27 protein-coding genes and 1 riboswitch are annotated in these 19,701 nt (G+C 35.7%); of the genes, 12 read left to right on the top strand and 15 right to left on the bottom strand.

Going from position 1 to position 19,701, the window contains the following annotated elements; genetic code table 11:
• Nucleotides 1–18: 18 nt before the first annotated feature.
• The 3 genes from FN924_RS06905 to FN924_RS06895 form a co-directional block, all read right to left on the bottom strand.
• Nucleotides 19–1,503 (bottom strand): PH domain-containing protein, encoded by a 1,485-nt coding sequence (locus tag FN924_RS06905; protein WP_143892986.1) that lies wholly within the window; start codon nt 1,501–1,503, stop codon nt 19–21.
• A complete protein-coding gene (locus FN924_RS06900; RefSeq protein ID WP_143892985.1) occupies nt 1,504–1,998 on the bottom strand; it encodes a PH domain-containing protein in 495 nt (164 codons plus the stop codon).
• 199 nt (nt 1,999–2,197) lie between these two features.
• Nucleotides 2,198–2,467, bottom strand: a complete 270-nt coding sequence (locus FN924_RS06895) for a hypothetical protein (protein WP_143892983.1) — start codon at nt 2,465–2,467, stop codon at nt 2,198–2,200.
• Between the two features lie 388 nt (nt 2,468–2,855).
• Here FN924_RS06895 and FN924_RS06890 point away from each other — a divergent pair, with 388 nt between their 5' ends.
• Genes FN924_RS06890 through FN924_RS06880 form a run of 3 tightly spaced genes read left to right on the top strand, consistent with a single transcriptional unit; the run spans nt 2,856 to nt 5,444 of the window.
• Nucleotides 2,856–3,602 carry a metal ABC transporter ATP-binding protein gene (locus tag FN924_RS06890; RefSeq protein ID WP_143892981.1) on the top strand — a complete coding sequence of 249 codons (747 nt, stop codon included), beginning with the start codon at nt 2,856–2,858 and terminating at the stop codon, nt 3,600–3,602.
• Nucleotides 3,602–4,459 carry a metal ABC transporter permease gene (locus FN924_RS06885; RefSeq protein ID WP_143892979.1) on the top strand — a complete coding sequence of 286 codons (858 nt, stop codon included), beginning with the start codon at nt 3,602–3,604 and terminating at the stop codon, nt 4,457–4,459. Before FN924_RS06890 ends, FN924_RS06885 begins: the two co-directional genes overlap by 1 nt.
• A gap of 31 nt (nt 4,460–4,490) precedes the next feature.
• Entirely contained in the window at nt 4,491–5,444 is a 954-nt protein-coding gene (locus FN924_RS06880; RefSeq protein WP_143892977.1) for a metal ABC transporter substrate-binding protein, read from the top strand.
• A 42-nt stretch (nt 5,445–5,486) separates the two neighbouring features.
• On the opposite strand, the gene FN924_RS06875 is transcribed toward FN924_RS06880, so the two are convergent.
• Nucleotides 5,487–6,212: a ZIP family metal transporter gene (locus tag FN924_RS06875; protein ID WP_143892976.1), complete on the bottom strand. Its 726-nt coding sequence runs from the start codon at nt 6,210–6,212 to the stop codon at nt 5,487–5,489.
• 328 nt (nt 6,213–6,540) lie between these two features.
• Here FN924_RS06875 and FN924_RS06870 point away from each other — a divergent pair, with 328 nt between their 5' ends.
• Together FN924_RS06870 and FN924_RS06865 are read left to right on the top strand one after the other, a co-directional pair.
• Nucleotides 6,541–7,617: a type I restriction endonuclease gene (locus FN924_RS06870; RefSeq protein ID WP_143892974.1), complete on the top strand. Its 1,077-nt coding sequence runs from the start codon at nt 6,541–6,543 to the stop codon at nt 7,615–7,617.
• A 113-nt stretch (nt 7,618–7,730) separates the two neighbouring features.
• The gene (locus FN924_RS06865) at nt 7,731–8,507 is read left to right on the top strand and encodes a formate/nitrite transporter family protein (protein ID WP_143892972.1); all 777 of its coding nucleotides are present in this window, start codon (nt 7,731–7,733) and stop codon (nt 8,505–8,507) included.
• Nucleotides 8,508–8,548: 41 nt separating this feature from the next.
• Here FN924_RS06865 and FN924_RS06860 read toward each other — a convergent pair whose 3' ends face one another.
• Both FN924_RS06860 and FN924_RS06855 read right to left on the bottom strand, forming a co-directional pair.
• The gene (locus FN924_RS06860) at nt 8,549–10,039 is read right to left on the bottom strand and encodes a lipase family alpha/beta hydrolase (protein ID WP_158633959.1); all 1,491 of its coding nucleotides are present in this window, start codon (nt 10,037–10,039) and stop codon (nt 8,549–8,551) included.
• A 117-nt stretch (nt 10,040–10,156) separates the two neighbouring features.
• Nucleotides 10,157–10,453 carry a hypothetical protein gene (locus FN924_RS06855; protein WP_143892968.1) on the bottom strand — a complete coding sequence of 99 codons (297 nt, stop codon included), beginning with the start codon at nt 10,451–10,453 and terminating at the stop codon, nt 10,157–10,159.
• A gap of 141 nt (nt 10,454–10,594) precedes the next feature.
• Between FN924_RS06855 and FN924_RS06850 the strand changes: the two genes are divergently transcribed.
• The gene (locus FN924_RS06850) at nt 10,595–10,966 is read left to right on the top strand and encodes an SLAP domain-containing protein (protein WP_143892966.1); all 372 of its coding nucleotides are present in this window, start codon (nt 10,595–10,597) and stop codon (nt 10,964–10,966) included.
• Nucleotides 10,967–10,989: 23 nt separating this feature from the next.
• Here FN924_RS06850 and FN924_RS06845 read toward each other — a convergent pair whose 3' ends face one another.
• From FN924_RS06845 to FN924_RS06830, 5 genes are all read right to left on the bottom strand, one after another.
• Complete coding sequence (locus tag FN924_RS06845; RefSeq protein ID WP_143892964.1) at nt 10,990–11,574, bottom strand: CBO0543 family protein; 585 nt, start codon at nt 11,572–11,574, stop codon at nt 10,990–10,992.
• Between the two features lie 109 nt (nt 11,575–11,683).
• Nucleotides 11,684–12,118, bottom strand: a complete 435-nt coding sequence (locus FN924_RS06840) for a hypothetical protein (protein ID WP_158633958.1) — start codon at nt 12,116–12,118, stop codon at nt 11,684–11,686.
• A gap of 61 nt (nt 12,119–12,179) precedes the next feature.
• On the bottom strand, nt 12,180–12,308 hold the full coding sequence (locus FN924_RS19525; protein WP_267129011.1) for a hypothetical protein: 129 nt from the start codon (nt 12,306–12,308) through the stop codon (nt 12,180–12,182).
• A 245-nt stretch (nt 12,309–12,553) separates the two neighbouring features.
• Nucleotides 12,554–13,063, bottom strand: coding sequence for a CPBP family intramembrane glutamic endopeptidase (locus FN924_RS06835; RefSeq protein WP_143892961.1), 510 nt, complete (start codon nt 13,061–13,063; stop codon nt 12,554–12,556).
• 42 nt (nt 13,064–13,105) lie between these two features.
• Nucleotides 13,106–13,654, bottom strand: coding sequence for a dihydrofolate reductase family protein (locus FN924_RS06830; protein ID WP_143892959.1), 549 nt, complete (start codon nt 13,652–13,654; stop codon nt 13,106–13,108).
• 154 nt (nt 13,655–13,808) lie between these two features.
• A riboswitch (cyclic di-GMP riboswitch) is annotated at nt 13,809–13,891 on the top strand.
• A 54-nt stretch (nt 13,892–13,945) separates the two neighbouring features.
• Here FN924_RS06830 and FN924_RS06825 point away from each other — a divergent pair.
• The 4 genes from FN924_RS06825 (at nt 13,946) to FN924_RS06815 (ending at nt 15,758) form a co-directional block, all read left to right on the top strand.
• Nucleotides 13,946–14,248, top strand: a complete 303-nt coding sequence (locus FN924_RS06825) for a hypothetical protein (protein WP_143892957.1) — start codon at nt 13,946–13,948, stop codon at nt 14,246–14,248.
• A 63-nt stretch (nt 14,249–14,311) separates the two neighbouring features.
• Nucleotides 14,312–14,491: a hypothetical protein gene (locus FN924_RS06820; RefSeq protein ID WP_143892955.1), complete on the top strand. Its 180-nt coding sequence runs from the start codon at nt 14,312–14,314 to the stop codon at nt 14,489–14,491.
• Between the two features lie 124 nt (nt 14,492–14,615).
• A complete protein-coding gene (locus FN924_RS19100) occupies nt 14,616–14,759 on the top strand; it encodes a hypothetical protein (RefSeq protein WP_194709699.1) in 144 nt (47 codons plus the stop codon).
• A gap of 549 nt (nt 14,760–15,308) precedes the next feature.
• The gene (locus tag FN924_RS06815) at nt 15,309–15,758 is read left to right on the top strand and encodes a GNAT family N-acetyltransferase (RefSeq protein WP_143892953.1); all 450 of its coding nucleotides are present in this window, start codon (nt 15,309–15,311) and stop codon (nt 15,756–15,758) included.
• A gap of 13 nt (nt 15,759–15,771) precedes the next feature.
• On the opposite strand, the gene FN924_RS06810 is transcribed toward FN924_RS06815, so the two are convergent.
• Genes FN924_RS06810 through FN924_RS06800 form a run of 3 tightly spaced genes read right to left on the bottom strand, consistent with a single transcriptional unit; the run spans nt 15,772 to nt 17,651 of the window.
• Nucleotides 15,772–16,326, bottom strand: a complete 555-nt coding sequence (locus FN924_RS06810) for a GNAT family N-acetyltransferase (protein WP_143892951.1) — start codon at nt 16,324–16,326, stop codon at nt 15,772–15,774.
• Between the two features lie 60 nt (nt 16,327–16,386).
• Nucleotides 16,387–17,244 carry an aminoglycoside phosphotransferase family protein gene (locus FN924_RS06805; protein ID WP_143892949.1) on the bottom strand — a complete coding sequence of 286 codons (858 nt, stop codon included), beginning with the start codon at nt 17,242–17,244 and terminating at the stop codon, nt 16,387–16,389.
• 56 nt (nt 17,245–17,300) lie between these two features.
• Complete coding sequence (locus tag FN924_RS06800) at nt 17,301–17,651, bottom strand: VOC family protein (RefSeq protein ID WP_143892947.1); 351 nt, start codon at nt 17,649–17,651, stop codon at nt 17,301–17,303.
• A gap of 116 nt (nt 17,652–17,767) precedes the next feature.
• Here FN924_RS06800 and FN924_RS06795 point away from each other — a divergent pair, with 116 nt between their 5' ends.
• Nucleotides 17,768–17,995: a hypothetical protein gene (locus FN924_RS06795; RefSeq protein ID WP_143892945.1), complete on the top strand. Its 228-nt coding sequence runs from the start codon at nt 17,768–17,770 to the stop codon at nt 17,993–17,995.
• 133 nt (nt 17,996–18,128) lie between these two features.
• On the opposite strand, the gene FN924_RS19850 is transcribed toward FN924_RS06795, so the two are convergent.
• Nucleotides 18,129–18,338, bottom strand: a complete 210-nt coding sequence (locus FN924_RS19850) for a GNAT family N-acetyltransferase (protein ID WP_143892943.1) — start codon at nt 18,336–18,338, stop codon at nt 18,129–18,131.
• Between the two features lie 380 nt (nt 18,339–18,718).
• Between FN924_RS19850 and FN924_RS06785 the strand changes: the two genes are divergently transcribed.
• Nucleotides 18,719–19,684: a bile acid:sodium symporter family protein gene (locus FN924_RS06785; RefSeq protein ID WP_143892941.1), complete on the top strand. Its 966-nt coding sequence runs from the start codon at nt 18,719–18,721 to the stop codon at nt 19,682–19,684.
• Nucleotides 19,685–19,701: the final 17 nt, after the last annotated feature.

Here is a 19,701-nt window from a genome sequence, read left to right as displayed (position 1 = left end):
GCCAATAAATCTGCCTCTTCATTCCTCAATATTTATATCTTTTCTTCTGTCTGCATACCAGTAATAAAAATCGTTTGCTATAGATTGAGGAACATCATCCAGCCCAGAATATCGGATAGGATTTGCACGGTTCTTCGTTAATATAGAAGCAAGACGCAACTTACGTTGTACTGGACCTCTCGATACAGTTACACCTATTACTTTATCTCTTTTTGTCATGAATAGTGTGGTAGAAAACGATCCTGTTTTCATTTGGATAAATGGTCCACGTAACACATAGCGAGTATGAAAATAATCCAGCACTCTAGACAAGTAGATAACAACGAATAACAAGATCGATCCCATCCACCAAAAACCATCTAAACCTAGAAAAGCAGGTTTCCAGAAAAAAAGAACAATGACAACGATAATCCAGAACCAACTTGGTCTCATTAGTCGAATCCATAACGATTGTTTAGGAAGTCTCTCCATCTCTTCCACAATATTATAAGATGGCAATATATCTGAGATTATTCCGTATGCTCGATGAATTGGTAGAAAAGGATATAATGTGTTTACTTCTAACTTATCATTGATGGAATTACTAGTACTTGTTAGCTTAACTTCTGCTAGACCAAGAATTCGCTTCATGAAGGACTGTGATACTTCAACAGCTTGCACCTTTTCTTTTGAGATAGAAAAAGCCGTTTCATCTAGGATTCCTTTTTTAATATAGATTCGGTCTGAATCGGAAGAAATCTCATATTTTCCGTATTTTATATACGTGCGAATAATTCCATACGCTAAGGATGAAACAATAATTATGAAAACAACGATAGTCGTAATCCACCAGGAATGGATAATGATATAAAAAAGCCCCTCTGCTTGTTTATCCAGATCAAAAATGTCATCTATATTTGTATAAACAGATATAAGTAACGGAACGAACACAAGAAAGCTTAAAGATGAGAATGCCGCTTTAAAAGTATCCTTCTTCGTTGGTGTAAAGTGAATCGTTTTATGTAATGAAGGCTCTTGATTCTCTAAAACTTGTTCTTCTCCTTCTTGATCAACATTAGTATCAAATTGCTTTACCTGTGCTTCTAAACGATCTGCTTCTGCCTGAGTTATAACTGGAAAATCAACAGATGATTCCTCATTATTCATGCCCGTCTCAAAATGAATGGATGTCACTTGAAAAAGTCGATGAAAAAAAGAAGTATGTCGATTTATATTTTGGATTTTTGTAAAAGGAACTGTTTGCTTAGATTTCACAAATAATCCTTTATTAAGATGGAATGCTCTTTCATCGACCTGGTACGTTTGCACGAACCATCTAAAGATGATAGATAAGAACGTTAGAATAAAAATGGCCAAAAAAACAATTCGACCGTAAAACACATAATCAGCATCAGACCCTGCTTTCAAGACAAACAAATACACAATAAAAACAATAGAGCTTCTAATTAATTTTACAATTTGGAACAAAATAAGAAGAGGATGGTAGCGTCTCGTTTCTGACATTTACTCTACCTCCTTCACCTTTGCATATATAGCAATTTGATCACGGAGATCCTGCGCAATTTCTTTTGATATTCCTGGAATACTGTGTGATGACCCCATCGTTTCGATGGAAATGGAATAAAGTCCATACCTTTTCATTAATGGACCTTGCTTAGTAGAAACAGCCTGGATTTTGGTCATCGGAATAAGTTCTCTTTCTTCTGTAATCGCTCCATGTTTTAATTGTAAGAACTCCTCATTTACATCATATCCCCAAGTCTTATGTAAAATGATTGGTTTAATCCCGATTCCCCATATCGCGAACAGAACAGATACAATCAATAATATTGTTAGTCCCCACCCTATCCATTCCAACCAATCAAATCGATTATCTAAGAAAAATAAAACACCTAACACCAAAAACCCTATAAGATTCTCAATTATTTCTCGTATTACCCATACTTTCTTTATGTTTTCAGATAATGATTTGCTTGGCTCTTTAATGAAATGTTCCATGACTACCTCCTTATAAACAGGAATATTATCCCAATGTTTAAAATAGCACGGAACATTCATTATGTCACCATCATAATCCAAATATTATTTAAAGTTTTCAGTCATATTGCTTCTCAATACAAATCATGCCTATCCAGTACACCCCCTTAATTCTACTGTTACAACTCCAAAAAAAATCCTCTAAAAGAGGATTTAAAATTTATACGTCATTACTATGATCTTTTATATTTCCAATCTGCTTACGCACATTGTGTAATTGCTCAAAAGCTTGTTGAAACTGCGGATTTTCTGTTGCTTCTCTACCTGATTGGTCTTTTGCTTGTTGCAGCTGCTGTTCTATTTGTTGCAGCTGACCAATGGCTTGGTCTATTTCCTGTGTATTTGCACCATTAGCCCGAATGACTGCTTCTTGTGCATCTTTTATCTGCTGACTCGCTTGTTGCAATTGTTGATGTAGGTTCTGAGACATAGTATGTACCTCCAATGCATGTATATTTTTTACTTCCATTAGTTTTCCTAATGAAGCGTGAATTTATGTATTTTATCTGCAAGCCATTCTTTAAAAAATAATTTTCCTTTCCATCAATAGCACGTATATTTTCGCTTACATCAAGTGTTCATAACTCCACCTTTTCATTCATCCTCACGATATGATTTGTAAAAAATCTGAAGTTTCTATTGACAATAGCTATCAGTCACTTATAATTTGCACTAAGGAAAAACTTTTAATCTAATCTATATTTATTGTGTTACGCAATAAGTATTGCTATACTGAACATATTTAGTGTAATGGCATACTTTGTTCATTAGAGACTTGAGAAAGGTATAAGTGAAATTGATATAAAGGAGAGATCAAAATGTTACATCCTGCTATTTTTATTAAAGATTTACATGTTTCCTATTACGGAAATGAAGCCGTGAAAGATGTTAGTCTGTCTGTTGACCCAGGACACCTAGTTGGCATAATCGGGCCAAACGGTGCCGGAAAATCAACCTTTTTGAAAGCAATGCTTCAGCTTATTCCACGTGATAAAGGAGAAGTTCAGGTATTAGGTCATGAAATGAAAGACGTTCGCCAAAAAATCGCCTATGTTCCGCAACGAAATGATATTGACTGGGATTTCCCTATTACGGTTTTAGAAGCTGTACTGATTGGTACGTATCCACATTTGAGGTTGTTCCGTCGTCCGAAGAAACAAGAAAAACAGTGGGCAATGGAATGTTTACAACGTGTGGGTATGCAAGAATTCAGTAAACGACAGATTGGAGAATTATCCGGTGGGCAGCAGCAAAGGGTATTCTTGGCCAGAGCGCTGGCACAAAAAGCCGAATTATTCTGTTTAGATGAACCTTTTGTTGGTGTGGATATTTCAAGTGAAGAAACCATCGTAAATATTTTAAAAGAACTATGTTTACAAGGAAAAACAGTCATTGTAGTCCACCATGACTTAAGTAAAGCAAACGATTATTTCGACAAGCTAATCCTACTTAACAAAGAATTAATAGGGTTTGGAAGTGTTCGTGACGTATTTAAGCCAGATGTCATTGAAAAAGCATATAAAGGACATTTTTCCTTTATGAATGAGATGGGAGTGACTATGTAATGGAATTTATCGATGCCATTATGCATTATGGATTTTTACAAAAAGCGTTATTAACATCCATAATGGTCGGAATTATTTGCGGAGTAATCGGATGTTTTATCATTTTGAGAGGCATGGCGCTCATGGGCGACGCAATATCTCATGCGGTACTTCCAGGTGTTGCTATCTCTTATATGTTAGGGATTAATTTCTTTTTTGGGGCTGTTATTACTGGAATCGTAACGGCTATTGCAATCGGGTTCGTCACTCAGAATAGCCGAATAAAGCATGACACTTCGATTGGAATTATGTTCACAGCAGCGTTTGCTTCCGGAATCATTATTATCACGATGCTTAAGAGTAGTACTGATTTATACCATATTTTGTTCGGGAACGTCCTAGCGGTACGATCTTCGGATATGTGGATTACGTTAGGAATTGGAGTTTTTGTATTACTTGCTGTTTATTTGTTCTATAAAGAACTATTGGTTACATCCTTTGACCAAACGATGGGGGCAGCGTACGGATTACCAGTTCGTCTTATTCACTATTTTCTTATGACACTATTGACTATGGTGACTGTAGCTTCTCTACAAACAGTTGGAATCGTACTAGTAGTTGCGATGCTCATCACACCTGCAGCGGCTGCTTATCTATTAACGGAGCGGTTATGGATTATGATTTTTATTTCTTCTGGTATTGGAATCATTTCCGCTATTGTTGGTCTTTATTTTAGCTTCACCTATAACCTAGCATCTGGTGCAACCATTGTTCTCGCATCCACTGCAATTTTTATTCTCGTTTTCTTATTCTCTCCTAAACACGGAGTGATATGGAAAACACTAAAGGCCAAACGAAAAAGAGCTTCATTAGCTTAAAAAAATTTTTACAAAAAGGGAGAGTTTTAACATGTTTAAAAAAGGCTTACTATTTTTACTGACGTCGATTTTTGCCATCACCCTATTATCAGCTTGTGGAAATACGAAAGACGAGTCCACGGAAGCAGAAGCAGAATCTAGTGATGATAAGGTTCAAGTCGTAACTACTTATTCTATCGTTTATGATATTGTCAAGAACGTTGGCGGGGATTTAGTGGACATCCACAGTCTTGCTCCTATAGGCTCGAACCCGCATGAATACGATCCACTGCCAGATGATGTTCAAAAAACAACAGATGCAGATGCCGTCTTTTATAACGGACTAAACTTAGAGGCAGGAAATTCATGGTTTAACAAGTTAATGGAGACCGCTGGGAAATCTGGAGATGACGCTCCTGTTTTCCGTATGAGTGAAGACGTAGAGCCTATGTACCTCACAACAGAAGGCAATGAAGGAGAAGAAGATCCTCACGCATGGCTAGACGTAGAAAATGGAATAAAATACGCAAAAAATGCTCGCGATGGGTTAATCAAAGTAGATCCAGATAACGAGGACGTGTATAAAAAGAACACAGAGGAATATATCGAGAAACTACAAAAGCTTCATGAAGAAGCGGTTGCTGCATTTAATGAAATTCCAGAAAAGGAACGAGTACTCGTTACAAGTGAAGGAGCTTTCAAATATTTTAGTAAAGCGTATGGGTTCCAAGCAGAGTACATTTGGGAAATCAATCAAGAAAACCAAGGAACACCTGATCAAATTACTAGAATTGTAGATATTATTAACGAAAAACAAATCAAAGGTTTATTTCTTGAGACGAGTATTGATCCACGAAGCATGGAAGCTGTTTCCGCTGAAACTGGTGTAGATATCATGGGCAAAGTATTTACAGACTCCCTCGGTAAACCTGGTGAAGATGGAGATACGTACATTGACATGATGAAATGGAACATGAATACGATTAAAGAAGGATTAACGAAGTAATGGTTGCAGACACCTTATCTACGATAAGGTGTCCGTATTTACCTATCGAAACCATTCCGTCAGAAGAAGCATGGTAATAAAGCCTACGATAAAAGCAATCGTGGAAGCACGTTCATTCCCGTCACCGTGACTCTCTGGAATCAATTCTTTATATACTACGAAAAGCATAGAGCCTGCAGCAAAAGCAAGTCCATATGGAATGATTGGTTCGAAGGATTCCCCAAATAGTAACCCTAACAAACCTGCACTCATTTCTATTAATCCCGTTAAAGTGGAGAGTAATATTGCCTTATAGCGTCCCACCTCTTGTGTCACCAGAAAAAGGGCTACCAAAAAACCGTCGGGAACATTCTGGAGACCAATCGCAAATGTAACAAGTGGTCCTATATCTTGACCATTACTCACATTACTAATTCCAACGGAAAGTCCTTCCGGAAGGTTATGTAAGGACATCGCAACTAGAAATAGTACAATCACACTTGACTGGTCTTGCCTCTCGTTAGAATGATCTAAATCGACATGTGGGATGGCACTTTCTAATAACGTTAGGACGAACGTACCGACTAAGATACCAATTACCAACACGGTTAGATTGGATAAGTGTAACGCGGATGGAATGAGACCATATGCAGAGGCTGCAACCATAATACCAGCTGTATATGCCAACAATACATCCTTACCTCTGTGGGAAATATTTTTAATAAATAAAACAGGCAATGCTCCTAAGCTTGTACAAAGAGATGAAATAATAATAGGTATAGAAAGCATGGGTTTCCTCCATATCGTATTACTTCATCATATGTTTTATACTTGGTAACATGCCCTCTCTTCGCTTTTATTCTTTCCCTAGAAGAGGAAGAAAATTGTAAGTTTCCTCTGCTTCTATGATGGTTAGTAAGCTTAAAACAAATGGATTTGTTTATTTTGAACGGAACTGTGAACTTAACAAAGGAAAAATTAAAGCTTTTCTTTTGTTACAAGATGAAAATACCTTAAATACAAACAGAATATTTCGACAATATTGTAACTATAATAGATAATTAATGTTATAATTCTTATTAATAAGGAATTTTATACCAATAAAGGAGGAATTATAATGCCAGATTTCAAAGAAAGTATTATCTCCTTATCAAAACGTGTTGAAAAAATTAAAGGTAGTATTTCAACAGAAGAAGCAACAAAAACAAGTATTATTATGCCATTCTTTCAATTACTTGGATATGATGTTTTTAATCCTGAAGAGTTTACGCCTGAATATATTGCAGATGTAGGGATTAAAAAAGGAGAAAAAGTTGATTACGCAATTATGGATGAGGGCAAACCTGTTATTTTAATAGAAGCTAAATCAATAAATGAGAAACTAGTTAAACATGATTCACAATTATTTAGATATTTTGGTACATCAGCTGCCAAATTTTCCATTTTAACAAATGGCATAATATATAAATTTTATACAGACTTAGATGAGCAAAACAAAATGGATAGCTCCCCATTTTTCGAGTTTAATTTATTAGATCCGAAAGATAACAATCTTAATGAATTATCAAAATTTAGAAAAGATAGATTTGATTTGGATAACATCTTCAGTACTGCTTCTGAACTAAAATATACTAATAAAATAAAAACATTCTTAAATGGTTTGTGGGAAGAGCCGTCTGAGGAATTTATTACTTTTATATTAAATAACATATATGACGGTAGAAAAACAAAGAATGTAATGGATCAGTTTACCCCAATAATTAAAAAATCAATGAAACAATTCCTAAATGAATTAGTAAGTGAAAAACTGAATGCTGCCTTAAAATCTACATCCGTAGAAAATGATTCAGAAGAACAAGATGAAAATTTAAAAGACGATGAAGGTCATAAAGAAGAAGGAATTATTACAACTGAAGAAGAAATACAGGGCTTTACCATTGCTAGATTAATACTATCTGAACTTGTAAATGAAGAAAGAGTATTTTATAGAGACAATAAAAGCTACTTTAATATTCTTCTAGACGACTCAATTAGGAAATGGGTTTGTCGGCTCGGCTTAGATAACTCTAAAAAATATATCCAGTTTAACGATAGTGAGCGAACAACATATAGCATTGAAAAAGTTTCAGATATAATGAACTACAGGAATAAATTTATTGAGGTTGCGAAGACTTTTGATCTGATTACAAATTAATAATATTACGATTCTTTAAAACACCTGTAACTGCTAATTACAAGTAGCAATTTAAGGTGTTTTATTTGTGATAAACTTCACTGATAAATTAAAGCCTTTTTAGTAAAATCTATATGACATACAAAAATACTGAAACATCAGGTGATAAATATAGAAGTCGAAGCTTTAAAGCAAGTTGTTCAACTCGCAAAAGAGCTGCTCTGGCTGCCATGTTCATTGGTTTTGGGGTAATCGTAGCATTTAAAACCGGAAACTACTTTTATGCGGAGCATTCCCCTCTCGCATACCCTTTAGCAGCCTTAACTTTTGGCATGGCCATTATTCTTATCGCATATGGTGGCGGAGATTTGTTTACAGGGAATACCTTTTACTATACGGTTGCCGCACTTTGGGGAAAAATGAAGTGGAACAAAGTGTTTACTCTTTGGTCTGGAACCTATGTTGGAAATTTGATTGGAGCTGCCATTTTCGCTTTCCTTATTTATACGACTGGATTATTTGATGATGCTTCCGTCAATGGATTTTTGTTAAGTGTTGCCGAGAAAAAGATTAACACTCCAATTGTTGAATTATTTTTTCGGGGAATCCTGTGTAATTGGCTCGTTTGTTTAGCCTTTTTTATTCCAATGACTTTAAAAGGAGATGGACCAAAGCTGTTCACGATGATGTTATTTGTCTTCGGGTTTTTCATTTCCGGATATGAGCATAGCATAGCGAATATGTGTACATTTGCGATTGCCCTAGTGTTAGATCACCCAGAGACCATTGATCTTATGGGAGTGGTTCGGAATCTCATCCCAGTCACGATTGGAAATATTATTGGTGGGAACTTCTTAATGGGCTGGATGTACAACTTTGTAAACAAACCATTTATGGACATTAACGACTAAAGAAAACAGGAGCAGCTTTGCACTGTGCTCCTGTTTTTTATCTATTCGTACATTTTACCGTTTTCATCTACGTAAACGGTTTTAATTTTGGTTCTTTCAAATGCTCCATTCTCATCTTTTCCATTTATTTCTACTGTAATATTATAAACGCCTTCTCCTAGTTTTGGCATATGGAGTGTACCGTTCTTTTTCATTTGAACTTTCCCTTTCTTTTGCTTTCCATTTTTATAAAATTCAACGGTTGCTTTTGTAGTCAAATGTACAGAATCATCCTTGGCCTGGGCTTTGAAAAGAGATTTATCACGATTTAAGGAGAAATCAATCTTATCATTTAATGGACTATCTAGACTTACATGCAGTAGATACTTCTGCTTATTTCTCGCATGAACCTTCCATGTTCCAGAGCTCGGTTTCGTGATTGTCACACTATGATGATAAGCTCCGTTAAAGAACGCCGTATTATCTTTCATCGTAGTGATAGGAGTACTTGTTTGTTGTTTTGGATTTATTAAGGTAAGTTTTGCTTCTTTTTGGTTACTAATCCAATCCACAGTGATTTCCTTGACACCTTTTTCAATACGAAATGACTCTGTCTTTTCTTTTTCTACTTCCCCACCACGGATAATAGTGGAGATTCCATTATCTTCGGTATTAACCGTCCCTATAGGATTCATTTTTAAAGAGGATGCCAAAGAATAGACCCCTTCGTTAAGATAATTGTCAAAAAGTGAAAAAGTAGATGTACCTTCTTTAATACTAGAATGGTCCCATGCATCTACTTTTATTTCTGTTGCATAAGGCAATCTGGAACTTTCGACGGTTACCGCCCCATCATTTTCTCCGTAACTATTTAAGTAAAGTCCTCCCCAATATAAAGAGCTTCCAAAGCTACCAATATCAGTCCCACCAAATGTATAAATTGGAACTTGATGCACGTTACTCTTGTGATCTGTTTGAGAACGGAAATATTCCATATAGCCTGTTTGTAAGGAATACGTTGCGTCACTTTTACTGCCAATAATACCTGCTAACCATCCCGCCCAGCTACTATAGGCCAAATCAGCTAGCTCTGACCCATGATGAGGACTAGAAAGAGTGATAACCTTTGCTACATAGGGGGCTGCCCCGTAATGAACAATTGCTGATTGTGCATCAACGCCTCCTTTACTGTGAGCAACTAATACGACTCTTTCCCCGAAGTGATTGGAGATTGATTTAATTTTTTGAGCTAAAAGGCTTCCGTTATCCCACATATTTTTGGAAGGGTATAAATCGATAAAGGAGGTTTCATATCCTGCCTCGTAGGCAGTGTCATACATATTATTTTCTTCCCACCATGTACTAGAAGAGCTATTTAATCCATGTACAAATAAGATAGGGTGCTTACCATTATCTACGGATGAAGGGGATGTTCCAACATACCAGTTACCTGGTGTACCAGATGGATCATCCTTTCCAAATGATCCAGCGAAATTAATAGAGGGGATAAAGAAAACGAGGATTATACAACACAAAAGAATTTTTCTTACCATGTCATCTCTCCTTATATTTAATAATGTATTTCTACTACATATATAGAGAAGAGATGAACAGTTAGCACTACTTATCATAAATTTTACATTTTTCACAGAACAGAGTACTTAATACACTTAATGTAAATACTTTCTAAATTTATAATAAAATATAAAACTGCTAACTATCGTGATAATTGACGTTCCTAACAAAATATAAGCCCCATCCCAACCTTTTGACTTTCCAAACAAGTTCCAGGCTAGGTACGGAATAACAATCAAAGCTGCCACTATTGGAGCACCCAATGCTAATACTTTGGTGTTTTGTTTCATTTCTTCTTTCACTGTTTTATTCCCATCCATCTCAATCAAAGCCATTTTTCTAAGTGAAAGTACAAGAATACTAATAGATAGCAATAGTAAGATAAAGATCATCTGATCCACCCCTGACCTTTTCAGCCATAAATAGCTAATCCTAATCCTCCCAATAGTCTTCTGCACTGTTGGATTGTATCCATTATAATCCTATCTGTTACAATTGGATAGAGGAATACTAATACGAAGGGTTGGAATAACATGCAAAAGCTTGTGTTTGAAGATAAATGGGAAAAGACGATTGCTGAAGAAGACCGATTACGAATTCAAGAAATTTTTGCAAACTTACAATCGGAACAAAAGGATGGACTATTCTTCATTCCGATTAGACAAGCGGTAAATCATCGGGACGATTTACTTGTATCTGTTCTCATTCACAATGCAACTAATGAACCTATAACTTTTGAAGAAAAAAATGTGAAATATCTTGAGGATTGTAAAGTTATGGGAGAGTATTTTTTCACATTGCCAGTTCGTATCGAAGCGTACACAAGTATGCCTTGGACGTTTATTTTTCCAAAGTCCGCTTTAAACAATTATGTATCTCTAGAAAATGGTCGTTTGACCATTTAAAAAGCTCCATTTGGTTTTCCCCACTAGAGCTTTTCTGTTGCCAGATGCCTTTTAAAGTAAAAAAAGAGATTTGTAATCAACTTGGATATAATCATGATGGTGATATACCCTAAAAATAAATGAAAATAAGTGGCACCTTTGTTTAACTCGAATAAGTCTAATGCCACCAGTAATGGTTTGAAAACGAAACCAAGAATCCCACATAGCCCTAAAAAATACAAATAAAAATTCTTATTATGCTTTAACACCCACTGATAAAGAAACATATATACAACTGGAATAAAAGAAACATCTAAACCAAAATTAACACTAAATAAAGGCATGACTTGGTAGGGATAACTCCAATACCCTAGCTTCGCTCCAAACATGTCAATATAAGTGAACCAAATATGAACATTATAACCAAAAAAACCTAATATAAAGGCTCTCTCTCGATCCATTTTAAAAAATAAAAGGATTAGTGGGAAAATTAGCATGGCCAATATTACCCAGAATTGCCAAGAATCAAATGAAGAATATTCATTCCAGTATTTTATATAATCTTTTGTTAGTTCTGCTTGCACGCTATCCAATCTTCGAAGCATTTCATGTTGTGATTCATCCTTCATGGTTATGACCTCCCAACCAAAGTAGATAACGTTACGTTTCACATTTTTTCCATTATTTATTCTAAAGAAAAGGTGGATCTCCTCGAGATCCACCTTTTTTCACTTAGATTTATTTAATGGCTTCTTCTGGCACCTTTTGAAACAGCTCTCTTCTTAGTACTCTTACGTCCGCTTCTGACAGCCATTCCGTATAGATAATTTCCTCATAATAAGGACTTCCTATATGAATCACAATTTTCCGATCCATTTCTACTGCTTTACTAATTTTTGAAAACAAAATTCTTTTCTTTGAAAAGCTTCCTCTATAAATAATAATTTCGGCGTCATTTATACGAACATAATCTTTATCTGGTAATCGAAAGTAATATATTGCATGATACAAGCCACTTAAAAATAAAGAGCCCGAAGTTATGAATAAAAGCATGGAAATTGTACCTTCATTTTTAGCAGAGATATAAAAAGTTGCCATCCCTAACATAACATAAAATAAATGGGAAGAGCCTTCCTTTTTCCAGCGCTTTAAAGGGACATATTTAAAGTTCACACTTTCCACCATCCAGTGTCTGAAATAAAAAAGACATTCTTGTGGAATGCCTCTTCTATTTTTATTCTAATTCTCCATCTTTTCTAAGAGTCATCCATTGCTCGTGATGTTTTCCTTCCTTAATCCAAGAAATTCGATAGGTCAAAAACTCCTCTTCCTCAACAATCAACTCAACATCTTTACCTATCAACTCATCACTCCTTCACTTCCTAGTCTAAAGTACTAGAAAGTGAGATTAAACCATTTTTCATCGTTTTATTTCGACAAAAAATCCAAGCAATTGACTTATCTATCCCAATATACCAAAGAGACGGAACCCAATAAGAACAATAGCTAGGTCTGCCATTATATGAACAATCCAGGAATTAAGAAATGTATGTGTCTTTGTATTTAACCAATTAAAAATTAATCCAATCGTAAAAAGTCCGAGCAAAGCTACAAGAAGCAGCTCCCAAGAAAACCACGATTGAAAGATAGACATATGATAGATGGCAAATATAAAGAAGAAAATAAGTAGGCTACTTTCTTATAGCCCGCCTGATTCAAATTTAGAAATATAAATCCACGAAAAAAGAATTCCTCTAATAAAGAATTTCCTAACGTTATATAAACGGCAACGAATATAAAGTTACTCGCATCAATACCGGACTTTTTCAACTCCCAAATAATAGCGTCAAAATCTATCGACTCTCTTAAAACAAAATAAGCGATAATAATACTAGAAAAACTTATGAATCCAAATAACAAACCGAATAATAAACCTTTCTTTTGAAGCGATTTCTCTTGTTTCTCACGTTTGATAAACCGAAATAGAAAAATGGGTAATAAAAGAAAAACTATCCATTTAGAGAACGTTTTCCATCCATAGTTAACTTCCATCACTTGTTCCACTATGTATAAAAAGAAGCATGCGAATAAGGAACTCCCTATAATCCACTTTTTCATGTAATCCTCCTAAGACCTAATCAATATTTTCTGGACTGTACGTTATCTTGCTTCTATGTCTTTAGGAACAACTTTATAATGTAGTTCAACAAACTGATTGAAAACCCTAGTATTTATTCGTTCTAGTTCTATCTCATAGTCAGCCTCATTAAAAAGCGGAATTCCTTTTCCAATTAGTACAGGAGCAATTGTGATAATCATCTCGTCTATAAGGCTCGCATTCAAAAAATCAGAAATAAGTTGTCCACCACCAACAATCCAAATATTCCTATCCTTAGACTCTGTCAGCCTCTCAACAAATTCTTTTACACTGTCATGGACAAAGCTTACGTATTCCGTATCCTCTCTTTGCTCCATAGTAAACACATAACAATCTTTATCGGCATAAGGAAAAGTTTCTAACTCATGCTTCATTATCCAATCATACGTTCTTCTCCCCATCACTACCGTGTCTATCGTTTCATAAAACTCAGAATAACCGTTGTCACCTTCTCCTTCCACGCTAAATAACCAATCCAAAGACTCTTCTTTTGTTGCAATATATCCATCAAGACTAGTCGCAATAAATATCTTAATAGTACGGTTTAGCATGGTCTTCACTCCCGACATAATTAACATAACATTATTCTATCACTCTATCATTATAATGGATCTCTTTTTACCACAAAATCCCAAAATTAGACTTTCCTTAATTCATATACACAAAAATTTACTTTTATAACAAAAATAAGATGATATAATAGTTTCGAGAGAATGGCAAACTTGTTGAAAGACAAGGACGCAAAACTAAAGGGGCTACCGTTAAATCTATGCCAGCCAGTTGCCTACACAATATCTCCTTATGGGTAGATGTATGAGGCATATTTGAAGGGAGAATACTATGTGAGAGAGCCGGAGTTAGAAGCAGTTCTTAAGAAGTTTGACAAATTACTAAGACAATACCCTGATCATCTAGATCATTTGGGGGATTTTAAATCTTTCCTTCGAAGCTTCTTAAGGGTTCGAACCCACTACCTAACCTTACCTACATCTGAAGTGATTTCCATTATCAAGCATGAAAAACCAACTATTTATTATTCATTAAAAGCAAATTTAAAAGATGATCCTATATTCGGGTTCATAACTCAACTTGACATGAGCTATGAACTAGCAAAAGAGAACTTGGAAACAATAAAGAACAAGTAACCTGGAAGTCATAAACAGGTTGTGGTACGATAGACAAAAAAATTTATGGGGGTACACATCTGTATGGAATCAAGCCTTTTCTACTTTCCATTTGTCGCCTTTATTCCGTTTCTGATTTCCATTGGTTTAGCCATTTTCTCCATTTGGTTTATGTTAACCCTTTTAAGAAATCAAAGAGAAAAAAATAATATCCTAAAAGCGATTCTAAAAGAGATTAAACAGAATAACCATATGAAGGAGTAAGCTAGTTGTGATTTGCAATTAGCTTATTTATTTTTTCCCGAATATTTGGTTATATAGATGGAGAATTTTACACGTCAAACAAATTTAATCTTTGGTCACAATATAAAAAAAGGAGGTTACCACAATGAGCACTACTTGTTTTTATTGTGAACAAACAATTACGGAACCTTCCCTCCATTTCATTAATTTTTTCCATGATTTTAAGGAACGAGAGGAAGCACTCTGTTCAGATTGTTACAAAGAATGGTTAGAAGGAATAAAAGAATAAATACAAGACTCGAAAAAAGCAATGTCTTTTTTCGAGTTCCACCTTTTTCAATCCCTATTAGGTTTTTGTAATTCTTTTTGTATATAGAATGCCGGAACAATGTCCCAATGAACACATGGCAACTGATTTGAAATCAGTAATTGCCTCTCTAATTCTTTATATAGAAGGTACTAAGTAATGGATGAAAATCATCCATCATCTGGAGCCAATTAATTCATCCAAGAAATGACAAAAATCTCCCTAAAAGAATATAAATTCCTAGGATGCAAATCTGTCCATTCCTCTGATTTAGTCACTTTCTTATAACTATTTCTCATACACGGTGCATTTCCTTTTTATTTCACTAGTTGGCCAACTAGATAGGTCATTAGCTCAAATGAGATATCCCAAGGATAGTATATTCATTTCTTTCATTTTTGACACTAATAGAACCTTTTACTTATTCATTATTTTGTTTTTGCAACAAAGAATGTTTATAAATCTGTTCATTTTTTTAGTTACCCGCATATTTGATGTATAATGTAGCCATAAACCAACAGGAGGTGCATGATGCACGTTTACCAGGCTACGATTCAAGACTTGGAAGGGATTACCCCATTATTTAATGCTTATCGCGTATTCTATAAGCAAACTTCTAATATAAGTGCCGCTAAAGCGTTTATGAAAGAACGATTTATTCAACAGGATTCCGTTATATTCGTCGCTGTCGAGGATGAAAGCTATGTCGGATTCACACAGCTATATCCTTCGTTTTCTTCTGTAGCCATGAAAAAGACATTTATTCTTAATGATCTATATGTAGATGAACGAGTTAGAGGGAAACGAATTGGCTGGAACCTTTTAGAGGCAGCAAAGGATTATACATACGAAGTCGGAGCCAAAGGATTAACATTAGAAACGGGACATGATAATTTTCGAGCACAAGGGCTTTATGAAAAATTTGGCTATCAGCTTATTGAAGAAAATCGTTTTTATTATTTTGGCGTGGACGAAAACTAAAAAAACACGAGCCTTATAAAGCGCTCGTGCTTTCCCATTCTGAGGCAAGAATGGAGTAGACATTCGCATCATGGGACTGTTCATCTTGAAAAATGTATCCTCTTAGTAACCCCTCTTGTCTGAATCCTAACTTCTCTAATAGTTGATTAGAAGCTAGATTATCTGGAAATGTTACAGCCCCGATTCGATATAACCCTAATTCGTAAAACGCATAGTTTAAAATAGAATGAATGGCTTCCGTTGCAAAGCCCTTTCTCCAAAAATCAGGATGTAATTCATAACCAATTTCTGCTCTTTTGCTTCGAATACTTAAATTATTTAAACCGATTGTGCCAATAAATTGGCTCGTCTCTTTCTCGATTAGTCCCCAGCGAATTCCGTGTTTATTGTCATAGTTCGTTTGAAAGGATTCTACTATTTTCACAGCTTGTTCTCGTTCGTTCAAAGTATCCATCCCATAATATTTAGTAACGATAGGCTGAGACATGATCGCAAAATAATCATCTACGTGATTATGGGTAATCTGCACTAACTTAAGTCGATTTGTGTCTTTTAGTGGAAAGCTCATTGCGAATCTCCTTCGTGCATTTAGTTTCTTTATTCCTTACCAGAAGAAAAGGCTTGAACCTCAAGCTTTCGTTTCTATCCAAATTTTATTCCAATACATCCAAGCATCAACATATAAAGAAAAATCCTCTGGATGATGCTTTAGGCATGTCGACATTCTGAAATACAGTCCTATTAATACTTCTTTACAAAAAGATGCCCTAGAGATATCTGGAAAATAGTACTCTACTTTACCTTCCAGTGTCTCTTTCTCTAATTCGTATGGTGTAGAACAAAAAGCGTACACGAGATCATAAATTGGTGGGCCAAATACAGGGGTAGGATCAATCACACCAACTAGACGGTTGTTTCTCCAAATAGTATTGTGAAAGCCACAATCTCCATGTATTAAATGAGGATGCCCCGTATAATCTTTGGCATCATTTATTAGATTAAGAATGAAAGAATGCTCCACTTCGGTTAAATCATTTTTAAGCGTTGCTTTTGCATCCTTATATCGTTCCAATAAAAACGCCATCCATGTTGGCTTAGGTTCATCAGCCCAGCCCCATTCATCTGAACTGTCCATCTGAGCATAATTCTGAATCAATTCTTTCGCAAGCACATCCAGATTTTCCTTCTTATCGAACAGTGGAGCATCCGTTGTTCCTTCTATATACGTGTAAACGATGTATTGATAATGAGGATCTACATACAGCAGCTTTGGTAAGATGGATAGCTTTACATAAGTCTCTAAGAAATTAGCTTCTTCTTTCACAATCACCTGCTCATTTGACTTCACTACATATCTCTCACCAATCTTAGTCATAATCAAGAACAAGCTACTGACTGTTCCACCTTGTAAGGATTGGATGGAAGATATAGGGGAATCAATCACCCCTATATCAATTAGCTGCTTTGAAATTTCTGCAATATCCATGTTAATAGCTCCTAACTAAATTTGGTAATGTTCACGTATTAGAAAGGTCCTGCTTACTACTTTTTCTCGATGATACCTACGCCATTCCCTACAGGATCAACTAAATAAGCTAGATAGAAGTTTTCAAATTCCATCTTTTCCCTAACAACCATCGCACCTTGCTTTTTAGCCATTGAAATGGTGTCATCAATCGAATCTACTTCTATTTGTATTCTTGATCCGTGTGGAAAATCATGAGGTCCTTTTCCTATTCCCCCATTTATTCCTGGCAGTTGATTATCTCCAGTTTGAACTTCCCAATAATCCCATTGTGGTTCTGCTACTTGCCATCCAAATACGTTCACATAAAAAGCCACCGCTTTTTCGGGTTCTTGACTACTTAACTCAAAACCTACAACTCTTCCCATAATAATCCCCTTCTTTTTTTCGTCGTACCTTATATGTTCCACGCATTAATCGTTATTCCTCTAAATCTTAATACTTTGTTACAATGTATTACAGGAAATGAAAAGGAGGAGAAAATATGAAATTGCCTAAGTTGTCGCTGTTTGGATTCATCAGTTTTTTCACAGTAAGTATCGCTTTATACGGTATAGGTCACTTATTCGAAATTAACAGCTTATCGTTCTACTACTATGAAACAACAAGTACTGGCTGGATATCTGGTGGTTCTATGTATCCAATACTCATCGGATTGTTTACTGCCTTTATTGTCATGAACATTCAACAAAGAACCAAAAGCCAGGACTAGGTATCCTGGCTTTGAAGTGGTATTTATGTGCTATTCCACTTTCGATAACCTTTTTTCGTAACAATAATATCGTTCATGACCCTTTGGTTTTGATTGAAAAATTACACGGCCTACCCTCTGATACCCTCTTTGCTCACAAAATCGAAGGCACGTTCATTTCCGGAGAATCCATCCAAACGAATCGATTGTAATGATTATTTAGAGCAAGCTCTTCCACAAATCGAAGTAATTGGTCTCCGTAGCCATTTCCTTCTATAGTAGGATGAATACAAAAAGAGTGGAAATTAAGCTTGGAATACAAACATGACGCCAGGTTACACTTTCCCACTCCGAAGATTGCCATTCGTTCGTTACAACAGCTCCTAATATCTTGAATCTGAGTCTAGTACATACATTTCCTCGCTTTTCACTGCATTATCCACGTACTCTTTATTCGGATAATGATCATCCCATTGATAGAAACCCTGTATCAATAAATCATCTTTACATAATTCTAACAGTTCAAAAGCATTTTCGATGTCCTTGTTGTTTGCTTTTCATATTATAGTATCGTTCACTAGTCATCCTCATCTCCATTAAGTATAGCAGTATCATATCTTATTATTAGAAAAATGGTATATGTCATCGTCAAGATGTTTGAGAGATAATTTGACGATCATTTTTATTGAAATTTTCAGAATTGATAGTATAATCTGTAATTAATTTAGAAAGGAGTTGTTTTTTTTGAGAGCTTTAGATAAACTTAGTAATTTTGTCGGCAGTACATTTGCGATTTGGGTTTTGTTATTTGCGGTCTTATCCTTTTTATTACCCAATGGATTCACTTGGATTGCAGCGTACATAGTTCCGTTACTCGGTATCATCATGTTTGGCATGGGTCTAACCTTGACGGCAAATGATTTTAAAGAAGCATTTCGGAGACCGAAAGACGTGGCAATTGGGGTCATTGCACAGTTTACGATTATGCCACTCATCGCTTTTGCACTGGCCACAATTTTACCTGTATCTCCTGAAGTAGCAGTCGGGGTTATTTTGGTTGGGTGTTGTCCCGGTGGAACTTCATCCAATGTAATGACATATTTATCTAAAGGAGATACGGCACTATCTGTTTCCATTACTGCTGTTTCCACAGTGTTAGCGCCGATTGTAACACCAGCGCTTGTACTAGTATTTGCAAGCCAATGGCTAGCTGTTTCTCCTGTAGATTTATTTTTATCGATTGTTCAAGTCGTACTCGTGCCAATTGTACTTGGCTTAATCGTGAAAGCTTGGTTAGGGGATAAAATTGAACCTGGTATTAAGGCGCTTCCACTCGTATCCGTTATTGGGATTGTAGCAATTGTTGCAGCGGTCGTTAGTGTCAACAAAGAGCAAATTGCTGAGACTGGCGCACTTATCTTTGCTATCGTCGTGTTGCATAATGTACTTGGATATTTACTAGGATATGGTCTTGGCAAGCTATTAGGAATGGACCCTGCCAAAAAACGTGCGGTATCGATAGAAGTTGGTATGCAAAACTCTGGACTAGGAGCAACTTTGGCGACAGCACACTTTAGTCCTTTATCTGCAGTACCAAGCGCTATATTCAGTGTATGGCACAATATATCTGGCCCGATAATTGCAACCATTTTCCGGAAGCAACAAGAAAAGGATAGTGTAGCAAAATCATCACCTAAAAGAACGGCATGAAAAAAGCACAATGGTTA

Source organism: Radiobacillus deserti, from assembly GCF_007301515.1.
In the GTDB taxonomy this organism is placed as follows: Bacteria; Bacillota; Bacilli; order Bacillales; family Amphibacillaceae; genus Radiobacillus; species Radiobacillus deserti.
This window is presented reverse-complemented; position numbering and strand designations above follow the sequence as displayed.

Excerpts from the sequence above, each read along its gene's own strand:
- FN924_RS06820 (WP_143892955.1), top strand. The coding sequence starts at position 14,312 with ATGGAATCAAGCCTTTTCTACTTTCCATTTGTCGCCTTTATTCCGTTT.
- FN924_RS06880 (WP_143892977.1), top strand. The coding sequence starts at position 4,491 with ATGTTTAAAAAAGGCTTACTATTTTTACTGACGTCGATTTTTGCCATC.
- FN924_RS06890 (WP_143892981.1), top strand. The coding sequence starts at position 2,856 with ATGTTACATCCTGCTATTTTTATTAAAGATTTACATGTTTCCTATTAC.
- FN924_RS06815 (WP_143892953.1), top strand. The coding sequence starts at position 15,309 with ATGCACGTTTACCAGGCTACGATTCAAGACTTGGAAGGGATTACCCCA.
- FN924_RS19850 (WP_143892943.1), bottom strand. The coding sequence starts at position 18,338 with ATGGCAATCTTCGGAGTGGGAAAGTGTAACCTGGCGTCATGTTTGTAT.
- FN924_RS06805 (WP_143892949.1), bottom strand. The coding sequence starts at position 17,244 with ATGGATATTGCAGAAATTTCAAAGCAGCTAATTGATATAGGGGTGATT.
- FN924_RS06850 (WP_143892966.1), top strand. The coding sequence starts at position 10,595 with ATGCAAAAGCTTGTGTTTGAAGATAAATGGGAAAAGACGATTGCTGAA.
- FN924_RS06870 (WP_143892974.1), top strand. The coding sequence starts at position 6,541 with ATGCCAGATTTCAAAGAAAGTATTATCTCCTTATCAAAACGTGTTGAA.
- FN924_RS06865 (WP_143892972.1), top strand. The coding sequence starts at position 7,731 with ATGACATACAAAAATACTGAAACATCAGGTGATAAATATAGAAGTCGA.
- FN924_RS19100 (WP_194709699.1), top strand. The coding sequence starts at position 14,616 with ATGAGCACTACTTGTTTTTATTGTGAACAAACAATTACGGAACCTTCC.
- FN924_RS06895 (WP_143892983.1), bottom strand. The coding sequence starts at position 2,467 with ATGTCTCAGAACCTACATCAACAATTGCAACAAGCGAGTCAGCAGATA.
- FN924_RS06855 (WP_143892968.1), bottom strand. The coding sequence starts at position 10,453 with ATGATCTTTATCTTACTATTGCTATCTATTAGTATTCTTGTACTTTCA.
- FN924_RS06860 (WP_158633959.1), bottom strand. The coding sequence starts at position 10,039 with ATGGTAAGAAAAATTCTTTTGTGTTGTATAATCCTCGTTTTCTTTATC.
- FN924_RS06875 (WP_143892976.1), bottom strand. The coding sequence starts at position 6,212 with ATGCTTTCTATACCTATTATTATTTCATCTCTTTGTACAAGCTTAGGA.
- FN924_RS06795 (WP_143892945.1), top strand. The coding sequence starts at position 17,768 with ATGAAATTGCCTAAGTTGTCGCTGTTTGGATTCATCAGTTTTTTCACA.
- FN924_RS06830 (WP_143892959.1), bottom strand. The coding sequence starts at position 13,654 with ATGCTAAACCGTACTATTAAGATATTTATTGCGACTAGTCTTGATGGA.
- FN924_RS06900 (WP_143892985.1), bottom strand. The coding sequence starts at position 1,998 with ATGGAACATTTCATTAAAGAGCCAAGCAAATCATTATCTGAAAACATA.
- FN924_RS06810 (WP_143892951.1), bottom strand. The coding sequence starts at position 16,326 with ATGAGCTTTCCACTAAAAGACACAAATCGACTTAAGTTAGTGCAGATT.
- FN924_RS06885 (WP_143892979.1), top strand. The coding sequence starts at position 3,602 with ATGGAATTTATCGATGCCATTATGCATTATGGATTTTTACAAAAAGCG.
- FN924_RS06800 (WP_143892947.1), bottom strand. The coding sequence starts at position 17,651 with ATGGGAAGAGTTGTAGGTTTTGAGTTAAGTAGTCAAGAACCCGAAAAA.
- FN924_RS06835 (WP_143892961.1), bottom strand. The coding sequence starts at position 13,063 with ATGAAAAAGTGGATTATAGGGAGTTCCTTATTCGCATGCTTCTTTTTA.
- FN924_RS06845 (WP_143892964.1), bottom strand. The coding sequence starts at position 11,574 with ATGAAGGATGAATCACAACATGAAATGCTTCGAAGATTGGATAGCGTG.
- FN924_RS06905 (WP_143892986.1), bottom strand. The coding sequence starts at position 1,503 with ATGTCAGAAACGAGACGCTACCATCCTCTTCTTATTTTGTTCCAAATT.